Genomic DNA, 23,736 nt, shown 5'->3' with positions numbered 1-23,736 from the left:
CGCATAATTCAGATGACTCTTATCTCGATCCGTCATTAATCGGAGGCGCTGTGGAACTTCGGCAGCTCACCTACTTCGTGGCCGTCTGCGAGGAGCTCAGCTTCAGCGGAGCGGCCGCGAGGTGCTTTATCTCACAGTCCGCGATCAGCCATCAGATCTCCCGGCTCGAGCGCGATCTCGGCGTGCAATTGTTCGAACGCTCGACAAGATCGGTCGTGGCCACCGACGCCACCGCACGGCTACTTCCCCTTGCGAAACAGATGCTGAGCCTCGAGTCCGCGATCCGGGCGGCGGTGCGCACCGTCGGCCCGCGGATCCGGCTCGCCGCCAACATGTCCTTCGCGACCCGCTCGCTGTCCGCGATCGCCGGCGCCCGCGCGACGCACCCCGAGGCGGAGATCGAGTTCGTGATCAAGCCGTTCCGGCAGCGGATCACCGCGGTGGCCGACGGCGACTGCGATCTCGCGCTCATTCGCGGCAGCGTCGATCAGCCCGGGCTGGAGGTGGAGCAGCTGTGGGTGGAGGATCTGGTGATCGCCACCTCCAGCGCGCATCCGCTGGCCACCAGGGAGACGGTGACGCTGTCGGATCTGAGCAGGTATCCGCTGCTGCTGCCGCCGGAGCAGGAACAGGTGTTGTTGCACACCGTGATTCGGTCGGCGTTCGCCGAGCTGCCCACCGGGCCGACGTTCGGTCCGCCGATTCCGCCCGATCACACCGCGACGTTGGAGCTGATCAACCGGCCCGACGCGTGGACGGTGCTGTACGCGGAAAGTTCCACCGAGGGTTTGGTCGTGTTGAAGCTGGCCGAGCAGAAGCTGCGCATTCCGGTCTCCGCGGTGCTGCGCAGCGATGTGCGCCGCTCACCGATTCTCACCACGTTGCTCGCCGGGCTGCATCGGCCCTGACCGGCGAAGGAACGACCCCGAGCGTCGACTCGGGGTCGTCCGTTATGAATCAGTCAGTGCCCTGGCAGGTTTCGCTCAGGCGTTCTCCCGGGCGAAGCTGCGGGCGCCGATCACCATGAGTACCAGCGCAACCGCCACGGTGATGCCGGTGCCGAGGTAGACGTCGGCGCTGCCGAGGTCGCCGCGGAACAGCGCCCGCGCGGCATCCACGGTGTGCGAGAACGGGTTTGCCTTCGCGATGTATTGCAGCCAGGTCGGTCCGACGGCCATCGGCAGCAGGATTCCGGACAGCAGCATGATCGGCAGGGTCAGGGTGTTGAGCACCGAGGCGAGCGTGCCCTCGTCCCTGGCCCACAGGCCCAGCGCGTAGGACACCGCCGCGAGACCGGCCGCCATCACCGCGATCAGCAGCACCGACAGCACCAAACCCAGTGGGTCCGGCCGCAATCCGAAGGCCAGCGCGGCGACGCCGACCAGAACCAGGGCCTGCACGATCAGCACCACCATGTCCTTGAGCACCCGTCCGAGCAACAGCGCTCCCCGATCGGCGGGCGTAACCCGTTGCCGCTCTACGACACCCGCGCGCAACTCCGAGATGATCGCGAATCCGGCGTACAGCGAACCCATCAGGCCGGTCTGAATGACCAAGGCCGGCGTGAGGATCTTCCACGGGTCGACGTCGGTGCCGAGCGAGGGCGCGATGCCCTTGATCAACGGACCGAACAGCACCAGATACAGCACCGGCTGCGACAGGCCGATCATCACCCACATCGGGTTGCGCAGATTGCTCCGCAGTTGGGACCAGAAGATCAGCCCGGTGTCGTGTGCGAACCTCATGACCGATTCCCTTCGCGCAGTGAACGTCCCGTGATGGTGAGGAAGACATCGTCGAGGCTCGGCCGCTTGACCGTGATCGCGCCCGGCGTGATCCCCCGTTCGTCCAGAGCCCGCAGCAAGGGCACCACGGCGGCGTCGCCTCGCTCGACGGTCAGGTGCACCACTGTCGCTCCCGCATCCTCGGCTCTGACCCCGGACCGCACGTCGACTACGGCCTCGGCCACCCGCAGCGCGAGATCGGCTTGCTCGTCGGCGATTTCGATGCTGACCACATCGCCGGAGATGCGGCGCTTGAGTTCGTCGGGTGTGCCCTCGGCGACGATGCCGCCGTGGTCCATCACCAGCAGCCGGTCGCAGAGCGCGTCGGCCTCTTCGAGATAGTGCGTCGTGAGCACGATGGTGGTGCCCCGATCGCGCAGTCCCCGAATGTGTTCCCACAGATTGGCCCGGCTCTGCGGATCCAGGCCACTGGTCGGCTCGTCCAGATAGATCAGCTTCGGGCCGTGCACGAGACCGAGCGCGATGTCCACCCGCCTGCGCTGGCCGCCGGACAGCTGCGCGCACTTGCGCCCGCCGAGTCCGTCCAGGTCGAGCGCGGCGAGCAGCTCCTCGGCATTGCGCGTCGCCTGCGGCTTGCTCAGGCCGAAAAGCCTTGCCTGCAGGACCAATTCGTCGATCACCAATTCGGGATCGTTGGTCATGTTGCCTTGCGCGACGTACCCGATCCGCGACCGCACGAGTCGCGCCTCGGTTCGTAGATCCGCGCCGGAGACCTCCGCTTCGCCCGCGGTCGGCGCGATCAGCGTACTGAGCATCCGCAGTGTCGTCGTCTTGCCCGCGCCGTTCGGGCCGAGGAGACCGAGGATTTCGCCGTCGTGCACGGCGAAATCGACCCCCTTGACCGCCTCGACGGGACCGGTTCTGGTGTTGAAGGTTCGGGCGAGCCCACGCACCTCGATGACCGCGGTGCGTGTGCGGCCACGAACGGTGTCGATCGTTTCCACACCGCTTACGGTAGGAACGATCGACCAAATAGTCAAGCTTTACTATTCAGGCTTGATCATCACATCGGTGGTTCCCAGGCGCCCAGCGCGCCGTTCACCCCGCCCCACACGTCGAGTTCACCGGTTTCGATGCGCTCCAACGTCTTTCGGGACCAGGTCAGATCCGCCCGGATATGGTCGGCGGACAGGCGCATCGCGTCGGCCACGTGGTGCGGCTCGGACTCCGCGGGATTGCCGCTGCCGGCCAGGATCCGGGCCACCTCCCGCTCGGTGAAGGCCAGTTCGGCCTCGAACTTGAGGATCCGGCCGTGCAACGCGGCGATGACCTCGTCGCGCGGCGCGGCCGGAAACAGCGCGACCGCGGCGAAGTACGGATTCTTCGGCTGCTCGGCGGAGTACAACGACGTGCGCAGCATCTCGCCGAACTCCTTCTCCCCCTCGCCGGTGAGCCGATACGTGGTCCGCTCCGGGCGGGCCCCGTCCTGCGCGACCCCCTCGATCGCGATCAGCCCGTCGCGCTGCAAGGTATTCAGCGCCCCGTAGATCGACCCCGGCTTCACATTCGCCCAATCGTCGGCATGCCAGGACAGCAGCTCACGCCGAACGTCGTATCCGTGCACCGGTTGCAGCAGCCGGACGATGGCGAGCACCAGCATCCGGGTGGTAGGAACAGCCATACTCGCAGGCTATCGCACCCGCGGCGGCGAATCGGAACGCCTTCCCGCACAGCAGGTTCCGGATACGCGAACGGCCCCGAGCCGAAGCCCGGGGCCGTTCGAGGAAAGCTGTCGCGGATCAGCCCTTGTGGGACTTGACCGCTTCGGTCAGCTGCGGGGCGACGTTGAACAGGTCGCCCACGATGCCGTAGTCCGCGATCTCGAAGATCGGGGCCTCTTCGTCCTTGTTGACCGCGACGATGGTCTTCGAGGTCTGCATGCCGGCCCGGTGCTGGATGGCGCCGGAGATGCCGAGGGCGATGTAGAGCTGCGGCGAGACCGTCTTACCGGTCTGGCCGACCTGGAACTGACCCGGGTAGTAGCCCGAGTCGACCGCGGCACGCGAGGCGCCGACGGCGGCACCGAGCGAGTCGGCCAGTTCCTCGACGACCGAGAACTTCTCGGCGGAACCGACACCGCGACCACCGGAGACGACGATGTTCGCCTCGGTGAGCTCGGGACGGTCACCCGCGACGATCGGCTCGCGCGCGGTCACCTTGACCACGCCGTCTTCCTGCGCGGGCACCTCGACGGTGACCTTCTCGCCGGCGCCGGCCTGCGCGGAGGCCTCGATGGCGCCCGGGCGCACCGAGATCACCGGCACGTCGCCGGTGGCCTTCGCGTCGACGGTGAACGCGCCACCGAAGATGGAGTGCACGGCGGTGCCGTCCGACTTCACGTCGATGACGTCGACCAGCAGGCCGGAGCCGATGCGGGCGGCGAGGCGGCCCGACACCTCCTTGCCTTCGGCCGAGGCGGCGACGATGACGGCGGCCGGGGAGACCTGCTCGGTCAGCGCGGCGAGCACGTCGATCTTCGGGGTGAGCAGGTAGTTCTCCACGTCGTCGGACTCGGCGATGTAGATCTTCGCCGCGCCGGCCGCGGCGAGCGCCTCGGCCAGCTTCTCGCCGGTGCCCGCGGTGCCCAGCACCACGGCGGCCGGCTCACCCAGGTTGCGGGCGGCGGTCAGGAGCTCGGTGCTGACCTTCTTGATCGCACCGTCCGCGTGCTCGATGAGCACAAGTACTTCAGCCATTTGTGTTCTCTCCTAAGCAGTCTCAGACCGGCGAAATCAGATGATCTTCTGACCGACGAGGTACTGGGCGATCTTGGTGCCGCCGTCGCCCTCGTCCGCGATCTTCTCGCCCGCGGTACGCGGCGGCTTCGGGGTGGCTCCGGTGACGGTGGTGCCCGCGTTCGCGACACCGACGGTCGACGGGTCGACGCCCAGATCGGCCAGCGTGAAGGTCTGCACTTCCTTCTTCTTCGCGGCCATGATGCCCTTGAAGGAGGGGAAGCGCGGCTCGTTGATCTTCTCGGTCACGCTGACGATGGCCGGGAGGGTGGCCTCCAGCTTGAAGACGCCATCATCGGTCTCGCGCTCGCCGGTGACCTTGTCGCCGTCGATGGTGAGCTTGCGCAGGTGCGTGAGCTGCGGCAGGCCAAGGTACTCGGCGATGATCGCGGGGACCGCACCGGCGCGACCGTCGGTCGCCTCGTTGCCCGCGATGACCAGCTCGACACCCTCGACCTGGCCGAGCGCGCTCGCCAGCACCCAGGCGGTCTGCACGGCGTCGGAGCCGTGGATCGCCGGGTCGTTGATGTGGATGGCCTTGTCGGCGCCCATGGACAGCGCCTTGCGGATGGCCTCGGTGGCCCGGTCCGGACCGGCGGCCAGGACGGTGACCTCGCCGCCCTGCGCCTCCTTGATCAGCAGCGCTTCTTCGACGGCGCGCTCGTTGATCTCGTCGAGGACGGCGTCGGCGGCTTCGCGATCGAGGGTGTAGTCACCATCGGTCAGCTTGCGCTCGGACCAGGTGTCGGGAACCTGCTTGATGAGTACGACGATGTTCGGCATCGGTCTTCGTCGACCTCCTGTTCTGGTTACACGTATGGAGTGGTCGCACAGGCGGCGCCGTACGTCCGTGTGAGTAGCTCAGGGCGTGACACTACCCTACGTTAAGTTACTCGTGGGTAACTTAACCGCTTCTCTCTCACAACGCCAGACCCAGCGATATCGTGCCGGGCTGGAGCCCACCCACGCGACCCCCGCCGAACGGCCCATCCACACTGGGTACGGGCATCCCGGTGAACGGGTGCGGGTATCCCGCAAACCTTCAGTACCAGTAACGTCGGAGTGATGAGCGAGGCTGTGATCCCTGCCGCAGTGGACGACCCGACGGGTATGACCGGCGCCCCGGCGACCGCCATCGGCGCCGTCGAACCGCTGCCGTTGACCGGCGAACGGACCGTCCCCGGCATTGCCGAGGAGAACTACTGGTTCCGCAGACACGAGATCGCCTATGCCCGCCTGCTCGACCGCTGCGCCGGAAAAACCGTGCTGGAGGCCGGTTCCGGCGAAGGCTACGGCGCGGACATGATCGCCTCGGTGGCCACCAAGGTCACCGGCGTGGACTACGACACCGGCGCGGTCGAGCACGTGCGCGCGCGGTACCCGCGGGTGGAGATGATCCAGGGCAACCTGGCCGCACTGCCGCTGCCCGACGCCTCGGTCGACGTCGTGGTGAATTTCCAAGTGATCGAACATCTTTGGGACCAGGGCCAGTTCCTGCGCGAGTGCCTGCGGGTGCTGCGCCCCGGCGGCGAGCTGCTGATCAGCACGCCGAACCGGATCACCTTCTCCCCCGGCCGCGACACCCCGCTCAACCCGTTCCACACCCGTGAGCTCAACGCCGCCGAGCTGACCGAACTGCTGCTCGACGCGGGCTTCGAGGTCGCGCAGATGACCGGCGTGCACCACGGCGCGAGCCTGAAAGCGTTGGACGCCAAGCACGGTGGCTCGTTCATCGACGCGCAGATCGAGCGCGCGCTGGCCGGCGAACCGTGGCCGGCCGACCTCACCGCCGACGTCGCCGCCGTCACCATCGACGACTTCGCCCTGATCGCCGACGACATCGACGCGAGCCTGGATCTGGTCGCCATCGCGGTGAAGCCTTGAACAAGGCGGTTCCCGGCCAGTTCAGCCTGGTCCTGCACTCCCATCTGCCCTGGTTCGCCCACCACGGCCGCTGGCCGGTCGGCGAGGAATGGCTCTACCAATCCTGGGCGGCGTCTTACCTCCCGGTCGCCGAGGTGCTGAGAACGCTTGCCGCCGAAGGGCGTTCGCATCTGCTCAGCCTCGGCATCACGCCGGTGCTGGCGGCCCAGCTGGACGACCCGCACTGCCTGGCCGGCATGCACCACTGGCTCGGCAACTGGCAGCTGCGCGCCGACGAGGCGGCGATGGCCGGCAACATCGCCCTCGGCCGGCACGAACATCGTTTGGCCACAGCGGCTCTGGCGGATTTCGAGCAGCACTGGCGGCACGGCGCGGCGCCGGTCTGGCGCGAGCTGATCGACGCCGAGACCATCGAATTGCTCGGCGGCCCACTGGCGCACCCGTTCCAGCCGCTGCTCGATCCGCGACTGCGCCAGTTCCAGCTCACCGAGGGACTGAGCGACGCGCGTCATCGCTGGGGGCACACGCCGACCGGCATCTGGGCGCCGGAATGCGGCTACACACCGGGCATGGAGATCGGTTACGCCGACGCTGGTGTGACCCATTTCATGGTCGACGGACCCGCACTGCGCGGCGACACCACCCTCGGCCGCCCGGTCCGCGAGTCCGATGTGGTCGCTTTTGGCCGTGATCTGCAGGTGAGCTACCGGGTCTGGTCGCCGAAATCGGGCTACCCGGGCCAGAGCGCCTACCGTGACTTTCATCACTACGACCACGCGACGGGTCTCAAGCCGTCCCGGGTCACCGGCAAGACCGTGGCCGGTCCGGACAAGGCCCCGTACGACCCGGAACTCGCGGCCGCGGCGATCGGCCGCGATGTCGACGACTTCGTCCAGACCGTGCGCGAGCGACTGGTCAGCGAATCCGCGCGGATCGGCAGGCCCGCGCTGGTGGTGGCCGCGTTCGACACCGAGCTGTTCGGTCACTGGTGGCACGAGGGCCCGCAGTGGTTGGCCCAGGTGTTGCGGGCGCTGCCTGAAGCCGGTGTCGATGTCGGCACGCTGGCCGACGCGCGGGAACGCGGATTCGTCGGGGAGCCGGTGCCTTTGGCCGATTCTTCGTGGGGTTCGGGCAAGGACTGGCGGGTCTGGGCCGGGGATCAGGTGCAGGACCTGGTCGAACTCAACGACGACATCGTGCGGCTCACCCTGGACACGGTCGACAAGATGCGCCCGGCCGACGGCGCGCTCGCGCTGCGCGACAACGTCGCCGATCAGTTGCTGCGCGAGGCCATCCTCACCGTGTCCAGCGACTGGGCGTTCATGGTCAGCAAGGACTCCGCCGCGGGCTACGCGCGCGATCGCGCGCACCGGCACGCGCACGCCGTGCGGGAGATCGCGGCCGCCGTCGGAGCGGGTCAACTCGCGAAAGCACAGCAGTTGGCGGCAGGATGGGGGTCGGCTGACGGACTCTTCCCCGGTGTGGACGCGCGACGACTCGGGAGCGCCGGGTCCGGAGGAAGCTTCGCCGCGGCTGCCGAGCACGCCGCGTCCAGCGCAGAAGGACATGCATGAAGATCTTGATGGTGTCGTGGGAGTACCCGCCGGTCGTGGTCGGCGGGCTGGGCAGGCATGTGCATCACCTGGCGACCGAGCTGGCCGTAGCGGGCCACGAGGTGGTCGTGCTGGCGCGCCGCCCCTCCGGCACCGACTCCTCGACCCATCCCACCCACTCCTTCATCGCCGAGGGTGTGCTGGTGGTCGCGGTCGCGGAGGACCCGCCGGTCTTCGATTTCGGCGAGGACATGCTGGCCTGGACGCTGGCCATGGGCCACGCGATGGTGCGGGCCGGCATCGCGCTGGGCAAGCCGGGCATCGGTGACGGCTGGGCGCCGGACGTGGTGCACGCGCACGACTGGCTGGTCGCGCACCCCGGCATCGCGCTGGCCGAGTACTACGACGTGCCGCTGGTGTCGACCATTCACGCCACCGAGGCCGGCCGGCACAGCGGCTGGGTCGCGGGCAAGGTCAACCGGCAGGTGCATTCGGTCGAGTGGTGGCTGGCCAACGAATCCGACGCGCTGATCACCTGCTCGACCTCGATGCAGGACGAGGTGGAACGCCTCTACGGCCCGGAGCGGGTGCCGATGACGGTGATCCGCAACGGAATCGACGTGGGCGCGTGGACCTTTCGGCCGCGCTCGCCGCGCACCGGACCGCCGCGGCTGCTCTATGTCGGCCGGCTCGAATACGAGAAGGGCGTGCAGGACGCGATCGCCGCGCTACCGCGCATCCGCCGCGCGCACCCCGGCACCACGCTGACCATCGCCGGCATCGGCACCCAGTTCGAGTGGCTGCGCGAGCGCGCCCGCGTGCACCGGGTGGCCCGCGCGGTGAACTTCGCCGGGCAACTCGACCATGCCCAGCTCCTCGGCTGGCTGCACGGCGCCGACGCCATCGTGCTGCCGAGCCGCTACGAACCCTTCGGCATCGTCGCGCTCGAGGCCGCCGCCGCGGGCACCCCGCTGATCACCTCGACCGCGGGCGGACTCGGCGAGGCGGTCATCGACGGCGTCACCGGCGCCTCGTTCGCCCCCGCCGACGTCGACGGCCTGGTCGAGGCGGCCCGCGCCACCCTCGACGACCCGGTCGCCGCGCAAGACCGCGCCTACGCCGCCCGCGAACGCCTCACCGCGGATTTCGCCTGGGATGTGGTCGCCGCCGAAACCGCGCAGGTCTACCACTCCGCCAAGCGCCGCGTCCGCAATCCGCTCGGCCGGCCGAGCATCGTCGAACGCCCACTCCCCGAACGCGATCCGAAGCCGCTCTAGGCCGCCGCCGCGCACACCCCCTCCCCCCGCGCACGTTCCATCCCGCCGCGCACGTTCCATCCCGCCGCGCACGTTCCATCCCGCCGCGCACGTCCTTGCCAGCAAAATCGTGCGCAGCACGACAAACGATGCGCGGCACATCGCAACACGGCGCGGCGCCTTCCGCGCTGCCCGACCGCTGGTGAGCACCCCCGCCGCGCACGTTCCGCCCCGCCGCGCACGTTCCATCCCGCCGCGCACGTTCCATCCCGCCGCGCACGTTCCATCCCGCCGCGCACGTTCCATCCCGCCGCGCACGTTCCATCCCGCCGCGCACGAACCTGCTAGCGAAATCGTGCGCGACAGAACGATCCGCGCGCTGCAGGCGAATGACTGCAACCCAGGACCCGACGCGCACGAGTCGTCCTCGCAACGCGCACGTCGTTGCGTGCGGCGGATGCCGCGCACGGATTGTCCCGCTGCGCGCGAAATTGCTGACAATTGAATGCGCGTGACGTCGAAATGTGCGCGGGGCCAACGTTATCCACAGGTGGGCGGTTGTGCACAGGGGGCGGTTTTCGGCGGTTGGGGGCGCGGCGGGGGGAGCACTATGGGCGGATGGAGGCGACACCGATACAGCGACGTGATGCGTTGGCGAAGGGATTCAGTGACGGTGAGTTGCGGAGATTGATTGCTCGATGCGGTTTGCTCCGGCTGCGGCCAGGGGCATATCTGGAGGCCGAGTCATACCGGGCGATGGATCAAGAAGCGCGTTACCACGTGCTTGTTCATGCGACGGCAGGGCATCTGTCTGCGCCGGCCGTGATCAGCCACCAGTCCGCAGCCGCCGTCCACGGGCTACCGCTGTGGGGATTGCCGCTCGACACAGTGCATGTCACCCGGCAGCGCAGCGGCGGTGGACATCGCGGGAAGCACTTGCACGTACATTGCGCTCCGTTCGAAGACGAGGATGTCGCCGAGGTCGGGTCGCTGCTCGTTCTGTCACCGGCGCGCACAATTGCCGACATCGCACGCAACGTCGGATTGCAACAGGCGGTAGCGATCGGTGACGCGGCCGCGCGGCAATTCGGATCAACTCGCGAATCCTTCTGTCGGGCACTCACTTACGCGGCGAGACGTCCCGGCTATCGGGCCGCTCTGCGTGCGATCGGAATGCTCGACGGGCGCAGCGAAAGTATCGGTGAGTCGCGCAGCCGGGTCGTCCTCAATGACCTCGACCTACCATCACCGGAACTCCAGACGACGATCCTTGACGACGCCGGCAGATTCGTCGCGCGTGTCGACTTTTGCTTCGACGAACTGGGCATCATCGGCGAGTTCGACGGCAAGGTGAAATACGGCAGTGAGTTGAACCCGGGCGAAGACCCCGGGAGGACGCTCTACCGCGAAAAGCTGCGCGAGGACCGCCTTCGCGACCTCGGTTGGGAAGTCGCCCGCTGGACCTGGTCCGATCTGGACACCCCGGCCACTCTCGACGCCCGATTCCGTCGCGCCATCGCTCGCACGGCCCACCGTCCGCGCCCCATCGGCTCGGTCATCGATACGCCGCGCAGTAGTTAGCCCGATGCGCACCTTTTCGCTGGCAATCTCGTGTGCGCCGCACCAATACTTGCGCGGCAACGCCAGCCTCGCGGGCACACGTGGGCGGTCAGCGCTCGGGCTTGAAGACGAACAGCTCGCCGATGCGGGTGGCGACGATGACCTCACCCTGCGCGCCGATCGACGTGCCGGTGGTGCTGCCCTGCGCGCCGGGGAGCACATCGGAGTCGATGGTTGTGCCGGTCTTGGTGTCGAAGGTGATGAGATTCAGGCCCGCGCCGATCGCCGCCGCGGTGTACCCGGTGCCGCCCGCGGTCTGCACCGGGGTGCCGCGCAGATCGAGATCCTTGCGCTCCCAAGCGACCTCGGCCGCGTCGCCCTTGTCCCGCAGCGCGAGCAGATAGCCTTCGTCGCCGGACGGAATGATCAGGCCGTCGCTGGACACCGAAATGCCCCCGCGCGGAGTGAATTCCAGCGGCTGCACCCACTTGGTGCGTCCGTCGGCCGCGTTGACCGCCATCAGCCGGTTCGTGTTGTCGCCCACGTAGACGGTCTTGCCGTCGGCGGACAACGTCGGGCTGGTGGCGCTGCCGCCGAACAGCAGGTCGGCGCTCCATTCCTGCTGGATCTTGTTGTCCGCGTACCGAAGCGCGACCAGCGCGGCGTTCGGCTGACCCGGCTTCCATACCGTGACGAAGAAGCGTCCGGTCGCGGTGTCGACCGCGGAGATGTTCGCGACCGGGCACTGCGGCTCGCCGACCCGGCACTCGTCGAGGCCCTGCCCGGCGGCGGGCCAGGTGAGGTTCGGGTTGTCCAGGAAGTCCGGCTGGCCGAGCAGCTGAAGGGTGGAGACGACGCGCTGACCGGTCTGCCGGGACAGCACGTCGACCTGACCGGATTGGGTGACGGTCAACAGGTTTCCGTCGCCGGTGAACTGGGTCGAGACCGGGGCGCCGGCCACCGTGGTGCGCCACCGCGGCTGCCCGAGGTAGTTGAACGAGATGACCGCGCCGACGTTGTCCCGGTCGTCGCCGACGTAGACATTGGTCATGCCGTCCACCACCGACGGCGTCGCGATCGCGGTGGGGCCGAGCCCGCTGCAGAAGCGCTTACGCCCGGTGGCCATCTGGAAGGAGTAGAGGGTGCAGGTCGGCGTGTTCGTGGTCAGGAACATCTGCCCGTCGGGGCCGATGGTGACCGGTTCGGCGACCGGCCCGCCGATCGGGCGGGTCCAGCTCAACGCGATCTTCTTGGCGCCGGTCACCGGGCTGCTGCCGCCGTTGCGCCCGTCGTGGTACGCGGCGGGCCAGCCCTTACCGGGGCCGACCGCGATGTCGTCGACATCGGTGCCGCAGCCGGTCAAGGCCAGCGCACCGACCGCGGCCAGCGACGCGACTACCCGCACCCGGGACGGTCGCCACCTGGAACTAGCCAGTACGCCGCTTCGCACCTGCTGCACTCCTGTCGTCGTTTCCGCTCGCACGAGACTAAAGCGTGCCGACCCACAGCTCTGGAGCGACCCGGTTCGGGTGTACGCGTGTGGATTCGGGGGGCGCCGCCCTCGGCGCAGCAGTCACTGTACGGTAGCGGTCCGCGCGCGTGTGCCGAGTCCTGCCGTTGCGCTTCGGCGGGCGCCCGGTCGGTGGCCGGATCGGGCCGGACCGCGCCCGTTATGCTCTACCCGTCGCCGCTGACGTGGCGACCAGCCGTTGGACCACGACAGGAGATCCGTTCGTGACGAGCATGTGGGGCGCGCCGTTGCGCTCGCGCTGGCGGGGATCGCGCCGCCGGGATCCGCAGCAGGCGCGCTTTCTGACCGTGGCGTCGCTGCGCTGGGTGCTCGCGAACCGGGCCTACACGCCCTGGTACCTGGTGCGCTACTACCGGCTGCTCAAGTTCCGGCTGGCCAACCCGCACATCGTGTTGCGCGGCATGGTCTTCCTCGGCAAGCGGGTCGAGGTGCACGCGACGCCCGAGCTGGGCCGGATGGAGATCGGCCGCTGGGTACACATCGGCGACGGCAATGCCATTCGCTGCCACGAGGGTTCGCTGCGCATCGGCGACAAGGTGGTGTTCGGCAAGGACAACGTGGTCAACACCTACCTCGACATCGAGATCGGCGAATCCACGCTGGTCGCCGACTGGTGCTACATCTGCGATTTCGACCACAAGATGGACGACATCACCCTGCCGATCAAGGACCAGGGCATCGTGAAGAGCCCCGTCCGGATCGGCCCGGACACCTGGATCGCGGCCAAGGTGACGGTGCTGCGCGAGACGCGCGTCGGCCGCGGCTGCGTGCTCGGCGCGCACGCGGTGGTCAAGGGGGAGATCCCGGACTACAGCATCGCCGTCGGCGCGCCCGCCAAGGTGGTCAAGAACCGCAAGGCCGCCTGGGAGGCGAGCGCCGAGGAACGCGCGCAATACCTTGCGGCGCTGGAAGATATCGAGCGCAAGAAGAACGGCGCGAAGACGGCGTGAACCGCTACGCGGCCATGTTGCGCGGGATCGGCCCGGGCAACCCGAACATGACCAACGACAAGTTGCGTGGCGTGTTCGAGGGGCTAGGGTTCGAGAAGGTCGCGTCGGTGCTGTCGAGCGGCAACATAGTGTTCCAGAGTGCGGACACCGACGTCAGCGGGCTCGAGGACCGGATCCAGCAGGCGCTCAACGCCGAACTCGGCATCGCCGGCGGCACGATCATCCGCACTCGCGACGAACTGCAAGCTTTGCTCGACACCGACCCGTTTCCTGGCCTCACTCACGAGCGCGGCACCTACCTCGTCGCAACATTCGCCAAGGATCGCAAGACGAAGCCAGGCAAACTGCCCGGCCAGCTCGACCCGCTCACCCGAATCGTCGGCTACGACAAGCCGTGCGCCGCGTTCCTCGCGGTGATCGACAACCGCGAATCCGGCAAGACACCGGAATACATGGGCTGGCTCGAAAAAACCTACGGCAAGAACATGACCACGCGCACCTGGCTCACCATCCAGCGCATCATCAAGAAGATGGACGCCGCGCACTGATTGTTGCGGCGCGCAGGAAATCGCTAGCTGCTTCGTGCGCGGGAGGTCAAAGGGTGCGCGGCGGGGGTGCTGCGGCGATGGCGGTGCAGAGGAAGGCCGTCGGGGTGCGGTCTATTCGGGTGATCACCAGGGTGAACGGTTGGGTGCCTTGGGGTTTGAGGGTGCGGCGGAGTTTGTCCGGATCGACTTCGACGCCGCGCACCAGGATTTCCAAGGGGCCGCAGTCGTGGCGGCGGAGTTCGGCGCGCAGGGTCTTTTCGCGGTAGTCGAGGCGATCGAGGACGCGAAAGCCGCGGGTGCCCGGGGGGACGGCATTGCCGGTGAGGTAGGCGATGCGCGGATCCAGTTGCCAGAGGCCGTGTTTCGCGGCGTAGTGGCGGACCAGTCCGGCGCGCACGACGGCGCCGTCCGGATCGATGATCCAGTCGCCGGGTTCCTGTTCCGGAATGTCGTCCGGTTCGGCGTCGGTGAGGGTGAAAGATGGTCCGGCCGAGGACGATACGGTCGCGCGACGAGTGACCGCCGGGTCGGACAGACCGGCCGACCAGAGGCACGCCTCGCGCACCGCGCCGTCCAGGGAGACCACTTCGATTTCCCCGGACCAGTCGAGCCGATCGAAATCCAGTCCAGGGGCGCACTTTACGGCGATGTCGCGGCCGGGATAGGCGGCGAGCAGGTCCGGCAGCGGCGGTTGCAGCTTGGCCGGGTCGTGCGTGCGTTTGCCGTCCGCGCGCCGCGCGGGATCGGCGATCACCACGGTGCCCCTGCTCACCGGCACGAGCGCATCAGCCTTGGCGAGCAACACATTTCGGCGGCCGGCGAGGTTGTGCGCGGCCATCGACAACCGCGCGTCGTCCAAGTCGCTGCCGATGACCGCAGGACACACACGGGCCAGTTCGGCCAGTTCCGCGCCGATCGAGCAGGTCACGTCGTGCACAGCCCGCCCGGCCAACCTGGCGGCCCGCTGCCGGGCGACCACCGTCGGCGTCGCCTGCTGCAACGCATCGTCGGTGAACAACCAGTCCCCCGCGTCGGCGAGCTTCGCCCCCGCCTTCCGCCGCAATCGCACCGTCTCGACCAGCGCGGCCGCCGAATCACCGTATTCCCGTCGCACCCGCGCCAGATCACGCAGGTGCGACGCCTGGGTCAGCTCCAGCCGATCCACCTCGGTCAGCGCGGCGATACCCGCCGGACTGCCGAGGTAGGCGACATCCTCCCGGCTGAAGCCGTAGCCCACTACTTGGCAGACGAGCCGGGCTTCACGCCGGTGATCATCGCGTTGTAGAAGAACTGACGCGGCACCACCCGGCGCATGACGTTCTCGTCCAGCCAGCTCAGGCGCAGCCACGCCTTGTACATGGCCAGCCGGTAGCCCATGGTGAGCTTCTCGTCCGGCACGGCGGCTTCGAAGGTGCGCACCGGCCAGCCCCACAGCGCGGCCGCGAACTCTTCGGTGGACGCCTTCACGTCGACCGCACCGGCGGAGCTGGCCATCCGCTCCAGCTCGCTCGGATCGAACGTGTGCAGGTCGACAACCGCCTCGAGCGCGGCGGCCCGGGAGGACTCGTCCAGCTCGGTCTGCGGGCGTCGCCAGCCGGCCAGCTGCGGCAGCTTGGTGACGGTGGTGGTGGCCTTCCAGGTGATCCGGCCGAGCCAGCGGGCGTAGAAGTTACCCGCGGTGGTCGGTTCGCCGGCGAAGACGAAGCGCCCGCCCGGCTTGAGCACGCGCAGGCATTCCTTCAGCGCGAGTTCGACATCGGGGATGTGGTGCAGCACCGCGTGACCGCAGACGAGATCGAAGGTGTCGTCCTCGTACGGGATGGTCTCGGCGTCGGCGACCCGGCCGTCCACGTCGAGGCCGAGGTGCTCCGCGTTGCGCAGCGCGACCTTCACCATGCCGGGCGACAGGTCGGTGACCGAGCCGGACTTGGCCACGCCGCCCTGCATCAGGTTCAGCAGGAAGAAGCCGGTGCCACAACCGAGTTCGAGGGCGCGCTCGTACGGCAGCGGCGCCGGGCCGACGGCCGCGTCGAACCGGCCGCGGGCGTATTCGATGCAGCGTTCGTCATAGGAAATCGACCATTTGTCGTCATAGGTCTCGGCTTCCCAGTCGTGATAGAGCACCTGGGCGAGCTTCGTATCCTTGCGAGCTGCTTCGACCTCTGCCTCGGTGGCGTGCGGGTTAGGCGCGGGGTCGTCGGGACGTACCGTCATGGAGGCCAAGCCTACCCAAACCCGCTGATCCGGCCTGCTGTCGGCCCATGGTTTCCGAGCACAGCTGGACCGCTGGCCAGATAAGAACCTGTTCCGATCAGGTGATCTTCGACAAACCGCTGCTCAGACCGGCACACACCGGGTCGCGAAGATCACCGCCGAGACCGCTCAGCGACCGACGAAAGCCGCCGAGCCGGGGCCGTCGGCCAGGTAGGACTCGGTGCCGATCCGGCGGTCCTCGGTACCGAACAGATCAGACCATTCGGTCTGCGCACGGTCCAGGCCGTGCGGCCCGGCCTCGAACACCGCCTTCGCGGCGGCGAGGGCGCGTGCCGGGCCGTCGGTGAACCGCTGGGCCCAGTTCAGCGCGGCGGTGTACACGTCGTCGGGCGGCACGACCTCGTCGACCAGACCGAGCGTGCGCGCCTCCTCGGCTTCGACGAAGCGACCGCTGTAGACCAGATCCTTGGCCGGTCCCGGACCGATCAGCAGCGACAGCCGCCGGATCCCGGCGAGCGGGATGAGCCCGGCCTTGATCTGCGGCAGGCCGAGCTTGACGTTGTCGCCGATGATCCGCCGGTCCGCGCCGAGCGCGAGTTCCAGGCCGCCGCCGAGGCAGTAGCCGCTGATCGCCGCGACGGTCGGCTGCGGGAGCCGGGCCAGACAGCCGAGGTCGCGTTGCAGATCGGCGGCCATCGCGCGGGCCTGGCCTTCGCTCAGCCCGGCCAGCTCGGTCAGGTCGTCGCCCGCGGAGAAGATGCGCTCGTCGCCGTAGAGCAGGACCGCGGCCACCGTCGGGTCCGCGGCCACCGTGTCGGCCGCTCGGGCCAGTTCCCGCACCAGCTGCGCGTTCACCAGGTTCATCGGCGGGCGGGCGATCCGGAGGACGGCGACGCGGCGCGCGGGAGCACCCTCGAGCAGATCCAGGGTCACGAATTCGGCCATGGGACGCCACGCTACCGGCCGTGCGCCGCCTTACTTGCGCACGGATCCCTTGAGCCTGCTCGCATCCGGGAGGCCGGCGAAGTAGCGCTCGCCGTCCGGGAAACTCAGCATGCGTTCGCCGGTGTCGGCGGAGAGCACCGGCATGATCGGCTCGATGACCGGCTCGGCGGCGAAAATCTCGGCGGTGGAACCGAATTCACCGAGCGCGTCCAATTGCGACCAGGTGGGCGGCAGCAGGATGTCGGTCCCGGCCCGCCAGCGCTGCAGCGCCTCGGCCGGGGTGCGCCACTGCACCTCGGCCGCCTCGGAGGTGGCGCCGTCGGCCAGCTGACCCTGTGGCAGCACCGCGACGAAGAACCTGGTGTCGTAGCGGCGCGGCTCGACCACCGGGGTGATCCAATTCGCCCACGGCCGAAGCAGATCCGCGCGCAGCACCAGCTTCTCCGCGGCCAGGAAACCGGCCAGCGACAGCTCGCGGCGTTCCAGCTTGCCGCGGGCATCGCGGTAGCCGGTGGTGTCGGCGACGACGGTGTCGGCGGTCGGGCCGGCCAGCAGCACGCCGCATTCCTCGAACGTCTCCCGCACGGCGGCGCAGACCAGCGCCTTGGCCCGCGGTTCGGTGGTGGCGAAACGCGCTGCCCACCAGGCGGGTTCGGGCCCGGCCCAGTCGATGTCGGCAGTGCCGTCGGAGGGGTCGACGCCGCCGCCGGGGAACACGGTCATGCCCGCCGCGAAGGCCATCGCGCCCACCCTGCGCTGCAGGAAGATCTCGGGACCGGATGCGCCGTCGCGCACCAGCATCACCGTCGACGCGTCCTTGGGCGGCGCAGCCTGAGAGTCACCAGGCGCTTTTGTCTCACTCACCCTTGCACCCTAACGCGCGCTTGGTGAGCGCCGTCACGGGCGGCGGTTCAGCGGTGGCGGTGCTTTCCGGCTCGGCGCGCGCGACGGGCGAAGTAGCGACCGTCCACCCGGTCGAGCGCGATCGCCTGACGGAAGGCGTCGCTGAGGTTTTCCGAGGTCAGCACGTCGGTGAGCAAACCTTGCGCGATCACCTCGCCCTCGTTGAGCAACAGTCCGTGGGTGAACCCGGGCGGAATCTCCTCGACGTGGTGGGTGACCAGCACGATGGCGGGCGCGTCCGGGTCGGCGGCGAGATCGCCGAGCCGTTCCACCAGTTCCTCACGGCCGCCCAGGTCGAGTCCGGCGGCGGGTTCGTCGAGCAGCAGCAGCTCCGGGTCGGTCATCAGCGCGCGGGCGATCATCACCCGCTTGCGCTCGCCCTCCGACAGCGTGCCGTAGGTGCGGTCCGAAAGGTGTTCGGCGCCTAGGCTTTCCAGCATGTTGATGGCGCGGTCGGTGTCGACGTCGTCGTAGCGTTCGCGCCAGCGGCCCAGCACCGCGTAGCCGGCCGACACCACCAGGTCGCTGACCTTCTCGTCGCGCGGCACCCGCCCGGCCACCGCGGCCGAGGACAGGCCGATCCGCGGCCGCAGCTCGCTGACGTCCACCTTGCCGAGCACCTCGCCGAGCAGATGGGCGATGCCCGAGGTCGGGTGCATCTCGGCGGCGGCCATGCGGAGCAGTGAGGTCTTGCCCGCGCCGTTGGGGCCGAGCACGACCCAGCGTTCGTCGAGCTCGACCTGCCAGGTGACCGGCCCCACGAGCGTATGGCCCGAGCGGCGAACGGTGACGTCGGTGAAATCGATGAGCAGATCGGGATCCGGTTGCGGCACGCGGTCCATCTTGGCCCACCGGCCCGGCTACTCGCCAACGCGGGCGGGTGTGAAAAGCGTGTCGCTCGGGTCAGCGGCGGCGGCCCAGCGCGAAGAGATCGCGAAGGCGCTGGTCGTCGGGTTGATCCGGATGGTGGTGGTCCTCGTCGTCCGACTTGTGTAGGAGCCGGGCGACGATGAGTGCCAAGGGAACCGACAGGAGCACCCACAGGGCGAGAATCACCAGCAGCGTCGTCATAGCTGGTCCTTCCTTCGGTCGGCAAGGCCGCGATGCCGATATATCCAGCCTCCGCCTGGGTGACTCGGCGGGGGTAGGGCACAACGTCCTCGGTGAAGTTGCTCAGAGAGATACCCCGAATCGACCCGCGCAACGCACCTTCGGCGCGGGCGTTATGCAGCGGTTACGAGGATCGGGCCTGCACCGCGATCACCGTCATCGAGCCGGGCGCCACCTCGGTGAACCCGGCGTCGCGCACCGCCACCGCCGTGCCGCGCGCGACCTCATCGGCCAACTCTTTCCATTGTCGCGCATCGGCTTCCCTTACGGAGCAACGGAATTCCTGCTCGGCCCAGTGCAGCGCCCGCTCCGCGGTGAGCGCGCCCGCCAGCAACATGCTGGCATGCCCCACCTGCGCGGCCGCCTTGCCCAGCGTCATGCCCAGCCGCGAATCGACCCACAGCACCGGCAGTTCCGGGTCGGCGGGCCCCGGATCGTCGTGCTCGAGGTCGGTGCCGCCGATCTGCAACCGCCGGATCCGCGGATCGACCTCGCCCACCGGTCCGGGTACGAACGCGCGCGCCTGCGCACCGTCGACCTCGACGGTGACGCCGTCCACCTCGTTCGCCGCGAGCCACTGCGCGCCCCTGGCCCGCCGGCTCACCTTGCGGATGCGCGAGCGCTTCCAGGCCAGGTAGCGCTCGGCCCACTCGCCGCCGGGACCGACCCGCGGGTCCAGGCACAGCGCCACCGACGCGGTCGCCGCCGCGGCCAGCAACGCGCTGCGCGGCGGCGGATCCACCTTGGGCAGGTGCAGCACGATCTGCATGGCCTGCACCATGGCCGGGTCGTCCGGATCGCCCGCGCCGCCATAGCCCTGCGCGAGTTCCGCGTGCCGGACGCGGAACCCTTCCACATCGAATTCCACCGGCTGCTCAGGGTTTTCCAGGGCGTCCCGGACTCCGGCACCACATTCCGGGATGCTCGACATCACTCCACCTTGATCGTCATCGAAAACGTTTGCGCGGGTTCGATTCCCTGCTCCCACGGCCGCAGATAGTCCATCGAGAGCTTGGTGACGCCCGCGGCCTTACCGACGAAGGTCCACACCGAACCACCGCCCGAACCGGGCGCGACCGGCACGTTCGGATCCGGCTTGAATCCCGGATCGCCCTGCGCCTGAAGCAGATTCGCGTCCAGCTCGGTGATCTGCCACATATATCCGGTGGACGGATTCGCGGGCAGCGTCACCACCAGCGACTGCCCGAGGGCGAGCTTTCGCTCCTGCCCGTTGTCGGCCTCGGTGGCGGTCACCGCGGCCGGGCCGGGCGCCGACGTCGGCGCGGCCGAGGAACTCGCCCCCGAGTCGGTCGAATCGTTCTTGCCGCACCCGACAACAGCCAATCCGAGCAGCAGCACAAGCAGAGATTTCCGCAACGCACCCTCCGATTTCGCCCCGACGATCCTGGTCCGCGCCAGCCTACCGACGGCGACCGACGAACTCGGCCATCGACACCGGCGCACCGATCAGCGCGCCTGCGTCACTGCTCGAGCGGCACCCGGCGGATCAGTCCGTCGCGCGCGTCCGCGGCCTCCACCTCGTGCCGGGTGACGCCGAGGATGTACAGCACAGCATCCAGGTACGGATGCGACAGTGCGGTGTCGGCGATCTCGCGCAGCGCGGGCTTGGCATTGAACGCCACGCCGAGCCCGGCCGCGTTGAGCATGTCGATGTCGTTGGCGCCGTCGCCGACCGCGACCGTCTGCTCCATCGGCACGCCCGCCTCGGCCGCGAACTTGCGCAACGCGGTCGCCTTGGCCGCGCGGTCGACGATCTCGCCGACCACCCGCCCGGTCAGCTTGCCGCCCTTGATCTCCAGCGTATTCGCCTGCACGAAGTCCAGCTCGAGTTCGTGCGCCAGCGGCTCGATCACCTGCCGGAAGCCACCCGAGACCACACCGCAGCGGAAGCCGAGCCTGCGCAGCGTGCGGATCGTGGTGCGCGCGCCGGGGGTCAGCTCGATCTGGTCGGCGACCTCCTCGATCACCGACTCGTCCAGGCCCTCTAGCGTCGCGACCCGCTGCCGCAGCGATTCGCCGAAGTCGATCTCGCCGCGCATGGCGGATTCGGTGACCTTGCGGACCTCCTCCTCCACGCCCGCGTGCGCGGCGAGCATCTCGATCACCTCGCCCTGGATGAGCGTGGAGTCGACGTCGAACACGATGAGCCGCTTGGCCCTTCGGGCCAGCCCGGCCCGCTCCACCGCGATGTCCACCTGTTCGGCGACCGCGACCTCGGCCAGCGCCGTGCGCAGCCGCGAGTCGGTGTCCGCTCCGGTGTCGGTCGCGGTGACCAGCAGCTCCATCCCGGTGACCGGGTAGTCCGCGATTCCGCGAATGGTGTCGATATTGGCGCCGAGCGTGGCCAGCTGCCGCGACACCGCGCTGAACGCGTGCGCGGTCACCGGGGCGCCGAGGATGACCACCGCGTGGGTGGACATGGGCTCGCGGCCGATCGCCGCGCCGACCTCCACGTCGACGTGCACGCCGACGGTGTTCATCGCCTCTTCGAGCTCGTCCTGCAACGACTCCGGGTCACCCGGGCAGGTGACCAGCACGCCCAGGGTCAGCCGCCCCCGAATGACCACCTGCTCGACATCCAGCAGGCTCACGTGGTGCCGCGACATCGCCGCGAGCAGCACGGACGTCACACCGGGACGGTCGGGTCCGGTGACGGTGACGAGAACGGTGGTGTCGGCCAACTGATCCACTCCAGGTTAGAAGTTGCGCTTGACCTCGTTGTCACGTCGCTCCGGTACTGCACAAACGAGTGTGCACCCGCTGTCACCAGCAGGTGCACACTCGTGGTCGTAGCTGAAATTCCTACTTGGTGGCCACTGCGCCTTCGTGGACGTCCGTGGCGTGCTTCCCCGAGCCCCAGCCGACGTGCGCCTCGGCGCGCATCCGCTCGACCATGTGCGGGTAGTGCAGCTCGAACGCGGGACGCTCGGACCGGATGCGCGGCAGCTCGTAGAAGTTGTGCCGCGGCGGCGGGCAGGTGGTGGCCCATTCGAGCGAGTTGCCGTAGCCCCACGGGTCGTCCACGGTGACGACCTCGCCGTAGCGGAAGCTCTTGAAGACGTTCCAGATGAACGGCAGCATCGAGGCGCCCAGGATGAACGCGCCGATGGTGGAGATCGTGTTCAGCGTGGTGAAGCCGTCGCTGGGCAGGTAGTCGGCGTAACGCCGCGGCATGCCCTCGGCACCCAGCCAGTGCTGCACCAGGAACGTGGTGTGGAAGCCGACGAACGTGGTCCAGAAGTGCCACTTGCCCAGGCGCTCGTCCATCATCCGGCCGGTGATCTTCGGGAACCAGAAGTAGATGCCGGCGAAGGTGGCGAACACGATGGTGCCGAAGAGCACGTAGTGGAAGTGCGCGACGACGAAGTACGAGTCGGTGACGTGGAAGTCCAGCGGCGGGCTGGCCAGGATGACGCCCGAGAGACCACCGAAGAGGAAGGTCACCAGGAAGCCGATCGACCACAGCATCGGCGTCTCGAAGGTCAACTGCCCGCGCCACATGGTGCCGATCCAGTTGAAGAACTTCACACCCGTCGGCACGGCGATCAGGAACGTCATGAACGAGAAGTACGGCAGCAGCACGGCGCCGGTGGCGTACATGTGGTGCGCCCACACCGCGATCGACAGCGCGGCGATGCCGAGCGTCGCGTAGACCAGCGTGGTGTAACCGAAGATCGGCTTGCGCGAGAACACCGGGAAGATCTCGGACACGATGCCGAAGAACGGCAGCGCGATGATGTACACCTCGGGATGCCCGAAGAACCAGAACAGGTGCTGGTAGAGCAGCACGCCGCCGGTCGCCGGGTCGTAGATGTGGCCACCGAGATGACGGTCGTAGGCGAGGCCGAACAGCGCGGCGGTCAGCAGCGGGAAGGCAAGCAGGACAAGCACGCTGGTGACGGCGATGTTCCAGGTGAAGATCGGCAGCCGGAACATGGTCATGCCGGGGGCACGCAGGCAGACGACGGTGGTCAGCATGTTGACGCCGCCGAGGATGGTGCCCAGACCGGACACGGCCAGGCCCAGGATCCAGAGGTCGGCGCCGACGCCCGGCGAGTGCAGGATGTCGGTCAGCGGGGTGTAGGCGGTCCAGCCGAAGTCGGCCGCGCCACCCGGGGTGATGAAGCCCGCGGTCGCCATCGTGCCGCCGAACAGGTACAGCCAGTAGCTGAACGCGTTCAGTCGCGGGAAGGCGACGTCGGGGGCGCCGATCTGCAACGGCAGCACGATGTTCGCGAACCCGAACACGATCGCGGTCGCGTAGAACAGCAGCATGATCGTGCCGTGCATGGTGAACAGCTGGTTGAACTGCTCGGGCGAGAGGAACTGCAGGCCGGGACGGGCCAGCTCGGCGCGCATCATCAGCGCCATCAGGCCACCGACGAGGAAGAAGCTCATCGCGGTCACCAGGTACATGACCCCGAGCACCTTGGGGTCGGTGGTGGTGACCATCTTGTAGAGATACGAACCCTTCGGCCCGGTCCGTGCCGGATACGGCCGAGTCGCTTCCAACTGCTGGACTGGCTGGGGCTCTACCGCAGTCACTGATCCTCCTGAAGGTGCCTTTAGGTTCGCTCCGCAGGCTCCGCTGCTTGCATCCATCCCCGTGTCGGAACAGACGACAGTTCGCTTGCGCTTCTGGAATCGTAAACCGTGCTGCCGCAGCAATCCGCACGGGTCCTACTCTGTGTCGTATTTCGTTGGTTCGGACACCGCGTTGG

The 23,736-nt window shown here is 68.5% G+C and carries 23 protein-coding genes; 7 read left to right on the top strand and 16 right to left on the bottom strand.

The genetic code is table 11. The annotated features are described in order from the left end of the window. Window positions 1-50 precede the first annotated feature (50 nt). The gene (locus F3087_RS29760) at window positions 51-908 is read left to right on the top strand and encodes a LysR family transcriptional regulator (RefSeq protein ID WP_150405406.1); all 858 of its coding nucleotides are present in this window, start codon (window positions 51-53) and stop codon (window positions 906-908) included. Between the two features lie 75 nt (window positions 909-983). Here F3087_RS29760 and F3087_RS29755 read toward each other — a convergent pair whose 3' ends face one another. The 5 genes from F3087_RS29755 to F3087_RS29735 form a co-directional block, all read right to left on the bottom strand. After that, entirely contained in the window at window positions 984-1,745 is a 762-nt protein-coding gene (locus F3087_RS29755) for an ABC transporter permease (RefSeq protein WP_150405405.1), read from the bottom strand. Then, the gene (locus tag F3087_RS29750) at window positions 1,742-2,749 is read right to left on the bottom strand and encodes an ABC transporter ATP-binding protein (RefSeq protein WP_150405404.1); all 1,008 of its coding nucleotides are present in this window, start codon (window positions 2,747-2,749) and stop codon (window positions 1,742-1,744) included. The genes F3087_RS29755 and F3087_RS29750 overlap by 4 nt, the downstream gene beginning before the upstream one ends. 59 nt (window positions 2,750-2,808) lie before the next feature. Continuing rightward, window positions 2,809-3,426, bottom strand: coding sequence for a PadR family transcriptional regulator (locus F3087_RS29745; RefSeq protein WP_150405403.1), 618 nt, complete (start codon window positions 3,424-3,426; stop codon window positions 2,809-2,811). Between the two features lie 118 nt (window positions 3,427-3,544). Further along, a complete protein-coding gene (locus tag F3087_RS29740) occupies window positions 3,545-4,501 on the bottom strand; it encodes an electron transfer flavoprotein subunit alpha/FixB family protein (RefSeq protein WP_150405402.1) in 957 nt (318 codons plus the stop codon). A 36-nt stretch (window positions 4,502-4,537) separates the two neighbouring features. Next, the gene (locus tag F3087_RS29735) at window positions 4,538-5,323 is read right to left on the bottom strand and encodes an electron transfer flavoprotein subunit beta/FixA family protein (protein WP_150405401.1); all 786 of its coding nucleotides are present in this window, start codon (window positions 5,321-5,323) and stop codon (window positions 4,538-4,540) included. Window positions 5,324-5,650: 327 nt separating this feature from the next. On the opposite strand from F3087_RS29735, the gene F3087_RS29730 reads away from it, so the two are divergent. The 4 genes from F3087_RS29730 to F3087_RS29715 all read left to right on the top strand — a co-directional run bounded on the left by F3087_RS29730 (window position 5,651) and on the right by F3087_RS29715 (window position 10,814). Next, entirely contained in the window at window positions 5,651-6,424 is a 774-nt protein-coding gene (locus F3087_RS29730) for a class I SAM-dependent methyltransferase (RefSeq protein ID WP_150405648.1), read from the top strand. Continuing rightward, the gene (locus F3087_RS29725; RefSeq protein ID WP_150405400.1) at window positions 6,421-7,998 is read left to right on the top strand and encodes a 1,4-alpha-glucan branching protein domain-containing protein; all 1,578 of its coding nucleotides are present in this window, start codon (window positions 6,421-6,423) and stop codon (window positions 7,996-7,998) included. Before F3087_RS29730 ends, F3087_RS29725 begins: the two co-directional genes overlap by 4 nt. Further along, window positions 7,995-9,254, top strand: coding sequence for a glycosyltransferase family 4 protein (locus F3087_RS29720; RefSeq protein WP_150405399.1), 1,260 nt, complete (start codon window positions 7,995-7,997; stop codon window positions 9,252-9,254). The genes F3087_RS29725 and F3087_RS29720 overlap by 4 nt, the downstream gene beginning before the upstream one ends. A gap of 597 nt (window positions 9,255-9,851) precedes the next feature. Next, complete coding sequence (locus F3087_RS29715; protein ID WP_150405398.1) at window positions 9,852-10,814, top strand: hypothetical protein; 963 nt, start codon at window positions 9,852-9,854, stop codon at window positions 10,812-10,814. 88 nt (window positions 10,815-10,902) lie between these two features. On the opposite strand, the gene F3087_RS29710 is transcribed toward F3087_RS29715, so the two are convergent. Beyond that, window positions 10,903-12,243, bottom strand: a complete 1,341-nt coding sequence (locus tag F3087_RS29710; RefSeq protein ID WP_223885446.1) for an outer membrane protein assembly factor BamB family protein — start codon at window positions 12,241-12,243, stop codon at window positions 10,903-10,905. 284 nt (window positions 12,244-12,527) lie between these two features. Here F3087_RS29710 and F3087_RS29705 point away from each other — a divergent pair, with 284 nt between their 5' ends. Further along, window positions 12,528-13,274: an acyltransferase gene (locus F3087_RS29705; protein ID WP_150405396.1), complete on the top strand. Its 747-nt coding sequence runs from the start codon at window positions 12,528-12,530 to the stop codon at window positions 13,272-13,274. After that, window positions 13,271-13,822, top strand: a complete 552-nt coding sequence (locus F3087_RS29700; protein WP_150405395.1) for a DUF1697 domain-containing protein — start codon at window positions 13,271-13,273, stop codon at window positions 13,820-13,822. The genes F3087_RS29705 and F3087_RS29700 overlap by 4 nt, the downstream gene beginning before the upstream one ends. A 46-nt stretch (window positions 13,823-13,868) precedes the next feature. On the opposite strand, the gene F3087_RS29695 is transcribed toward F3087_RS29700, so the two are convergent. From F3087_RS29695 to ctaD, 10 genes are all read right to left on the bottom strand, one after another. Beyond that, entirely contained in the window at window positions 13,869-15,059 is a 1,191-nt protein-coding gene (locus F3087_RS29695) for a class I SAM-dependent methyltransferase (RefSeq protein WP_150405394.1), read from the bottom strand. After that, window positions 15,059-16,036, bottom strand: coding sequence for a class I SAM-dependent methyltransferase (locus tag F3087_RS29690; protein WP_150405393.1), 978 nt, complete (start codon window positions 16,034-16,036; stop codon window positions 15,059-15,061). Before F3087_RS29690 ends, F3087_RS29695 begins: the two co-directional genes overlap by 1 nt. 168 nt (window positions 16,037-16,204) lie before the next feature. Continuing rightward, entirely contained in the window at window positions 16,205-16,981 is a 777-nt protein-coding gene (locus F3087_RS29685) for an enoyl-CoA hydratase-related protein (RefSeq protein ID WP_150405392.1), read from the bottom strand. A 30-nt stretch (window positions 16,982-17,011) separates the two neighbouring features. Then, window positions 17,012-17,782: an NUDIX hydrolase gene (locus tag F3087_RS29680; protein WP_223885477.1), complete on the bottom strand. Its 771-nt coding sequence runs from the start codon at window positions 17,780-17,782 to the stop codon at window positions 17,012-17,014. Window positions 17,783-17,892: 110 nt separating this feature from the next. Continuing rightward, window positions 17,893-18,726, bottom strand: coding sequence for an ABC transporter ATP-binding protein (locus tag F3087_RS29675; RefSeq protein WP_150405390.1), 834 nt, complete (start codon window positions 18,724-18,726; stop codon window positions 17,893-17,895). Between the two features lie 61 nt (window positions 18,727-18,787). Next, entirely contained in the window at window positions 18,788-18,955 is a 168-nt protein-coding gene (locus F3087_RS29670; RefSeq protein ID WP_150405389.1) for a transmembrane 9 family protein, read from the bottom strand. A 163-nt stretch (window positions 18,956-19,118) separates the two neighbouring features. Continuing rightward, window positions 19,119-19,925: an aminoacyl-tRNA hydrolase gene (locus F3087_RS29665; protein ID WP_150405388.1), complete on the bottom strand. Its 807-nt coding sequence runs from the start codon at window positions 19,923-19,925 to the stop codon at window positions 19,119-19,121. Continuing rightward, entirely contained in the window at window positions 19,925-20,371 is a 447-nt protein-coding gene (locus F3087_RS29660) for a protease inhibitor I42 family protein (RefSeq protein WP_191094207.1), read from the bottom strand. Before F3087_RS29660 ends, F3087_RS29665 begins: the two co-directional genes overlap by 1 nt. A 104-nt stretch (window positions 20,372-20,475) precedes the next feature. Then, window positions 20,476-21,696 carry a phosphoserine phosphatase SerB gene (serB, locus tag F3087_RS29655; RefSeq protein ID WP_150405647.1) on the bottom strand — a complete coding sequence of 407 codons (1,221 nt, stop codon included), beginning with the start codon at window positions 21,694-21,696 and terminating at the stop codon, window positions 20,476-20,478. 121 nt (window positions 21,697-21,817) lie between these two features. Beyond that, the gene (gene ctaD / locus F3087_RS29650) at window positions 21,818-23,560 is read right to left on the bottom strand and encodes an aa3-type cytochrome oxidase subunit I (protein ID WP_150405386.1); all 1,743 of its coding nucleotides are present in this window, start codon (window positions 23,558-23,560) and stop codon (window positions 21,818-21,820) included. Window positions 23,561-23,736: the final 176 nt, after the last annotated feature.

Origin of the sequence: Nocardia colli, from assembly GCF_008704205.1 — a bacterium.
GTDB lineage: Bacteria > Actinomycetota > Actinomycetes > Mycobacteriales > Mycobacteriaceae > Nocardia > Nocardia colli.
Note: the sequence above shows the minus strand (reverse complement) of the source record. Positions and strands in the feature narration are given on the sequence as shown.

Excerpts from the sequence above, each read along its gene's own strand:
- F3087_RS29755 (WP_150405405.1), bottom strand. The coding sequence starts at position 1,745 with ATGAGGTTCGCACACGACACCGGGCTGATCTTCTGGTCCCAACTGCGG.
- F3087_RS29745 (WP_150405403.1), bottom strand. The coding sequence starts at position 3,426 with ATGGCTGTTCCTACCACCCGGATGCTGGTGCTCGCCATCGTCCGGCTG.
- F3087_RS29740 (WP_150405402.1), bottom strand. The coding sequence starts at position 4,501 with ATGGCTGAAGTACTTGTGCTCATCGAGCACGCGGACGGTGCGATCAAG.
- F3087_RS29735 (WP_150405401.1), bottom strand. The coding sequence starts at position 5,323 with ATGCCGAACATCGTCGTACTCATCAAGCAGGTTCCCGACACCTGGTCC.
- F3087_RS29730 (WP_150405648.1), top strand. The coding sequence starts at position 5,651 with ATGACCGGCGCCCCGGCGACCGCCATCGGCGCCGTCGAACCGCTGCCG.
- F3087_RS29720 (WP_150405399.1), top strand. The coding sequence starts at position 7,995 with ATGAAGATCTTGATGGTGTCGTGGGAGTACCCGCCGGTCGTGGTCGGC.
- F3087_RS29715 (WP_150405398.1), top strand. The coding sequence starts at position 9,852 with ATGGAGGCGACACCGATACAGCGACGTGATGCGTTGGCGAAGGGATTC.
- F3087_RS29690 (WP_150405393.1), bottom strand. The coding sequence starts at position 16,036 with ATGACGGTACGTCCCGACGACCCCGCGCCTAACCCGCACGCCACCGAG.
- F3087_RS29685 (WP_150405392.1), bottom strand. The coding sequence starts at position 16,981 with ATGGCCGAATTCGTGACCCTGGATCTGCTCGAGGGTGCTCCCGCGCGC.
- F3087_RS29680 (WP_223885477.1), bottom strand. The coding sequence starts at position 17,782 with ATGCTGGTGCGCGACGGCGCATCCGGTCCCGAGATCTTCCTGCAGCGC.
- F3087_RS29675 (WP_150405390.1), bottom strand. The coding sequence starts at position 18,726 with ATGGACCGCGTGCCGCAACCGGATCCCGATCTGCTCATCGATTTCACC.
- F3087_RS29670 (WP_150405389.1), bottom strand. The coding sequence starts at position 18,955 with ATGACGACGCTGCTGGTGATTCTCGCCCTGTGGGTGCTCCTGTCGGTT.
- F3087_RS29665 (WP_150405388.1), bottom strand. The coding sequence starts at position 19,925 with ATGTCGAGCATCCCGGAATGTGGTGCCGGAGTCCGGGACGCCCTGGAA.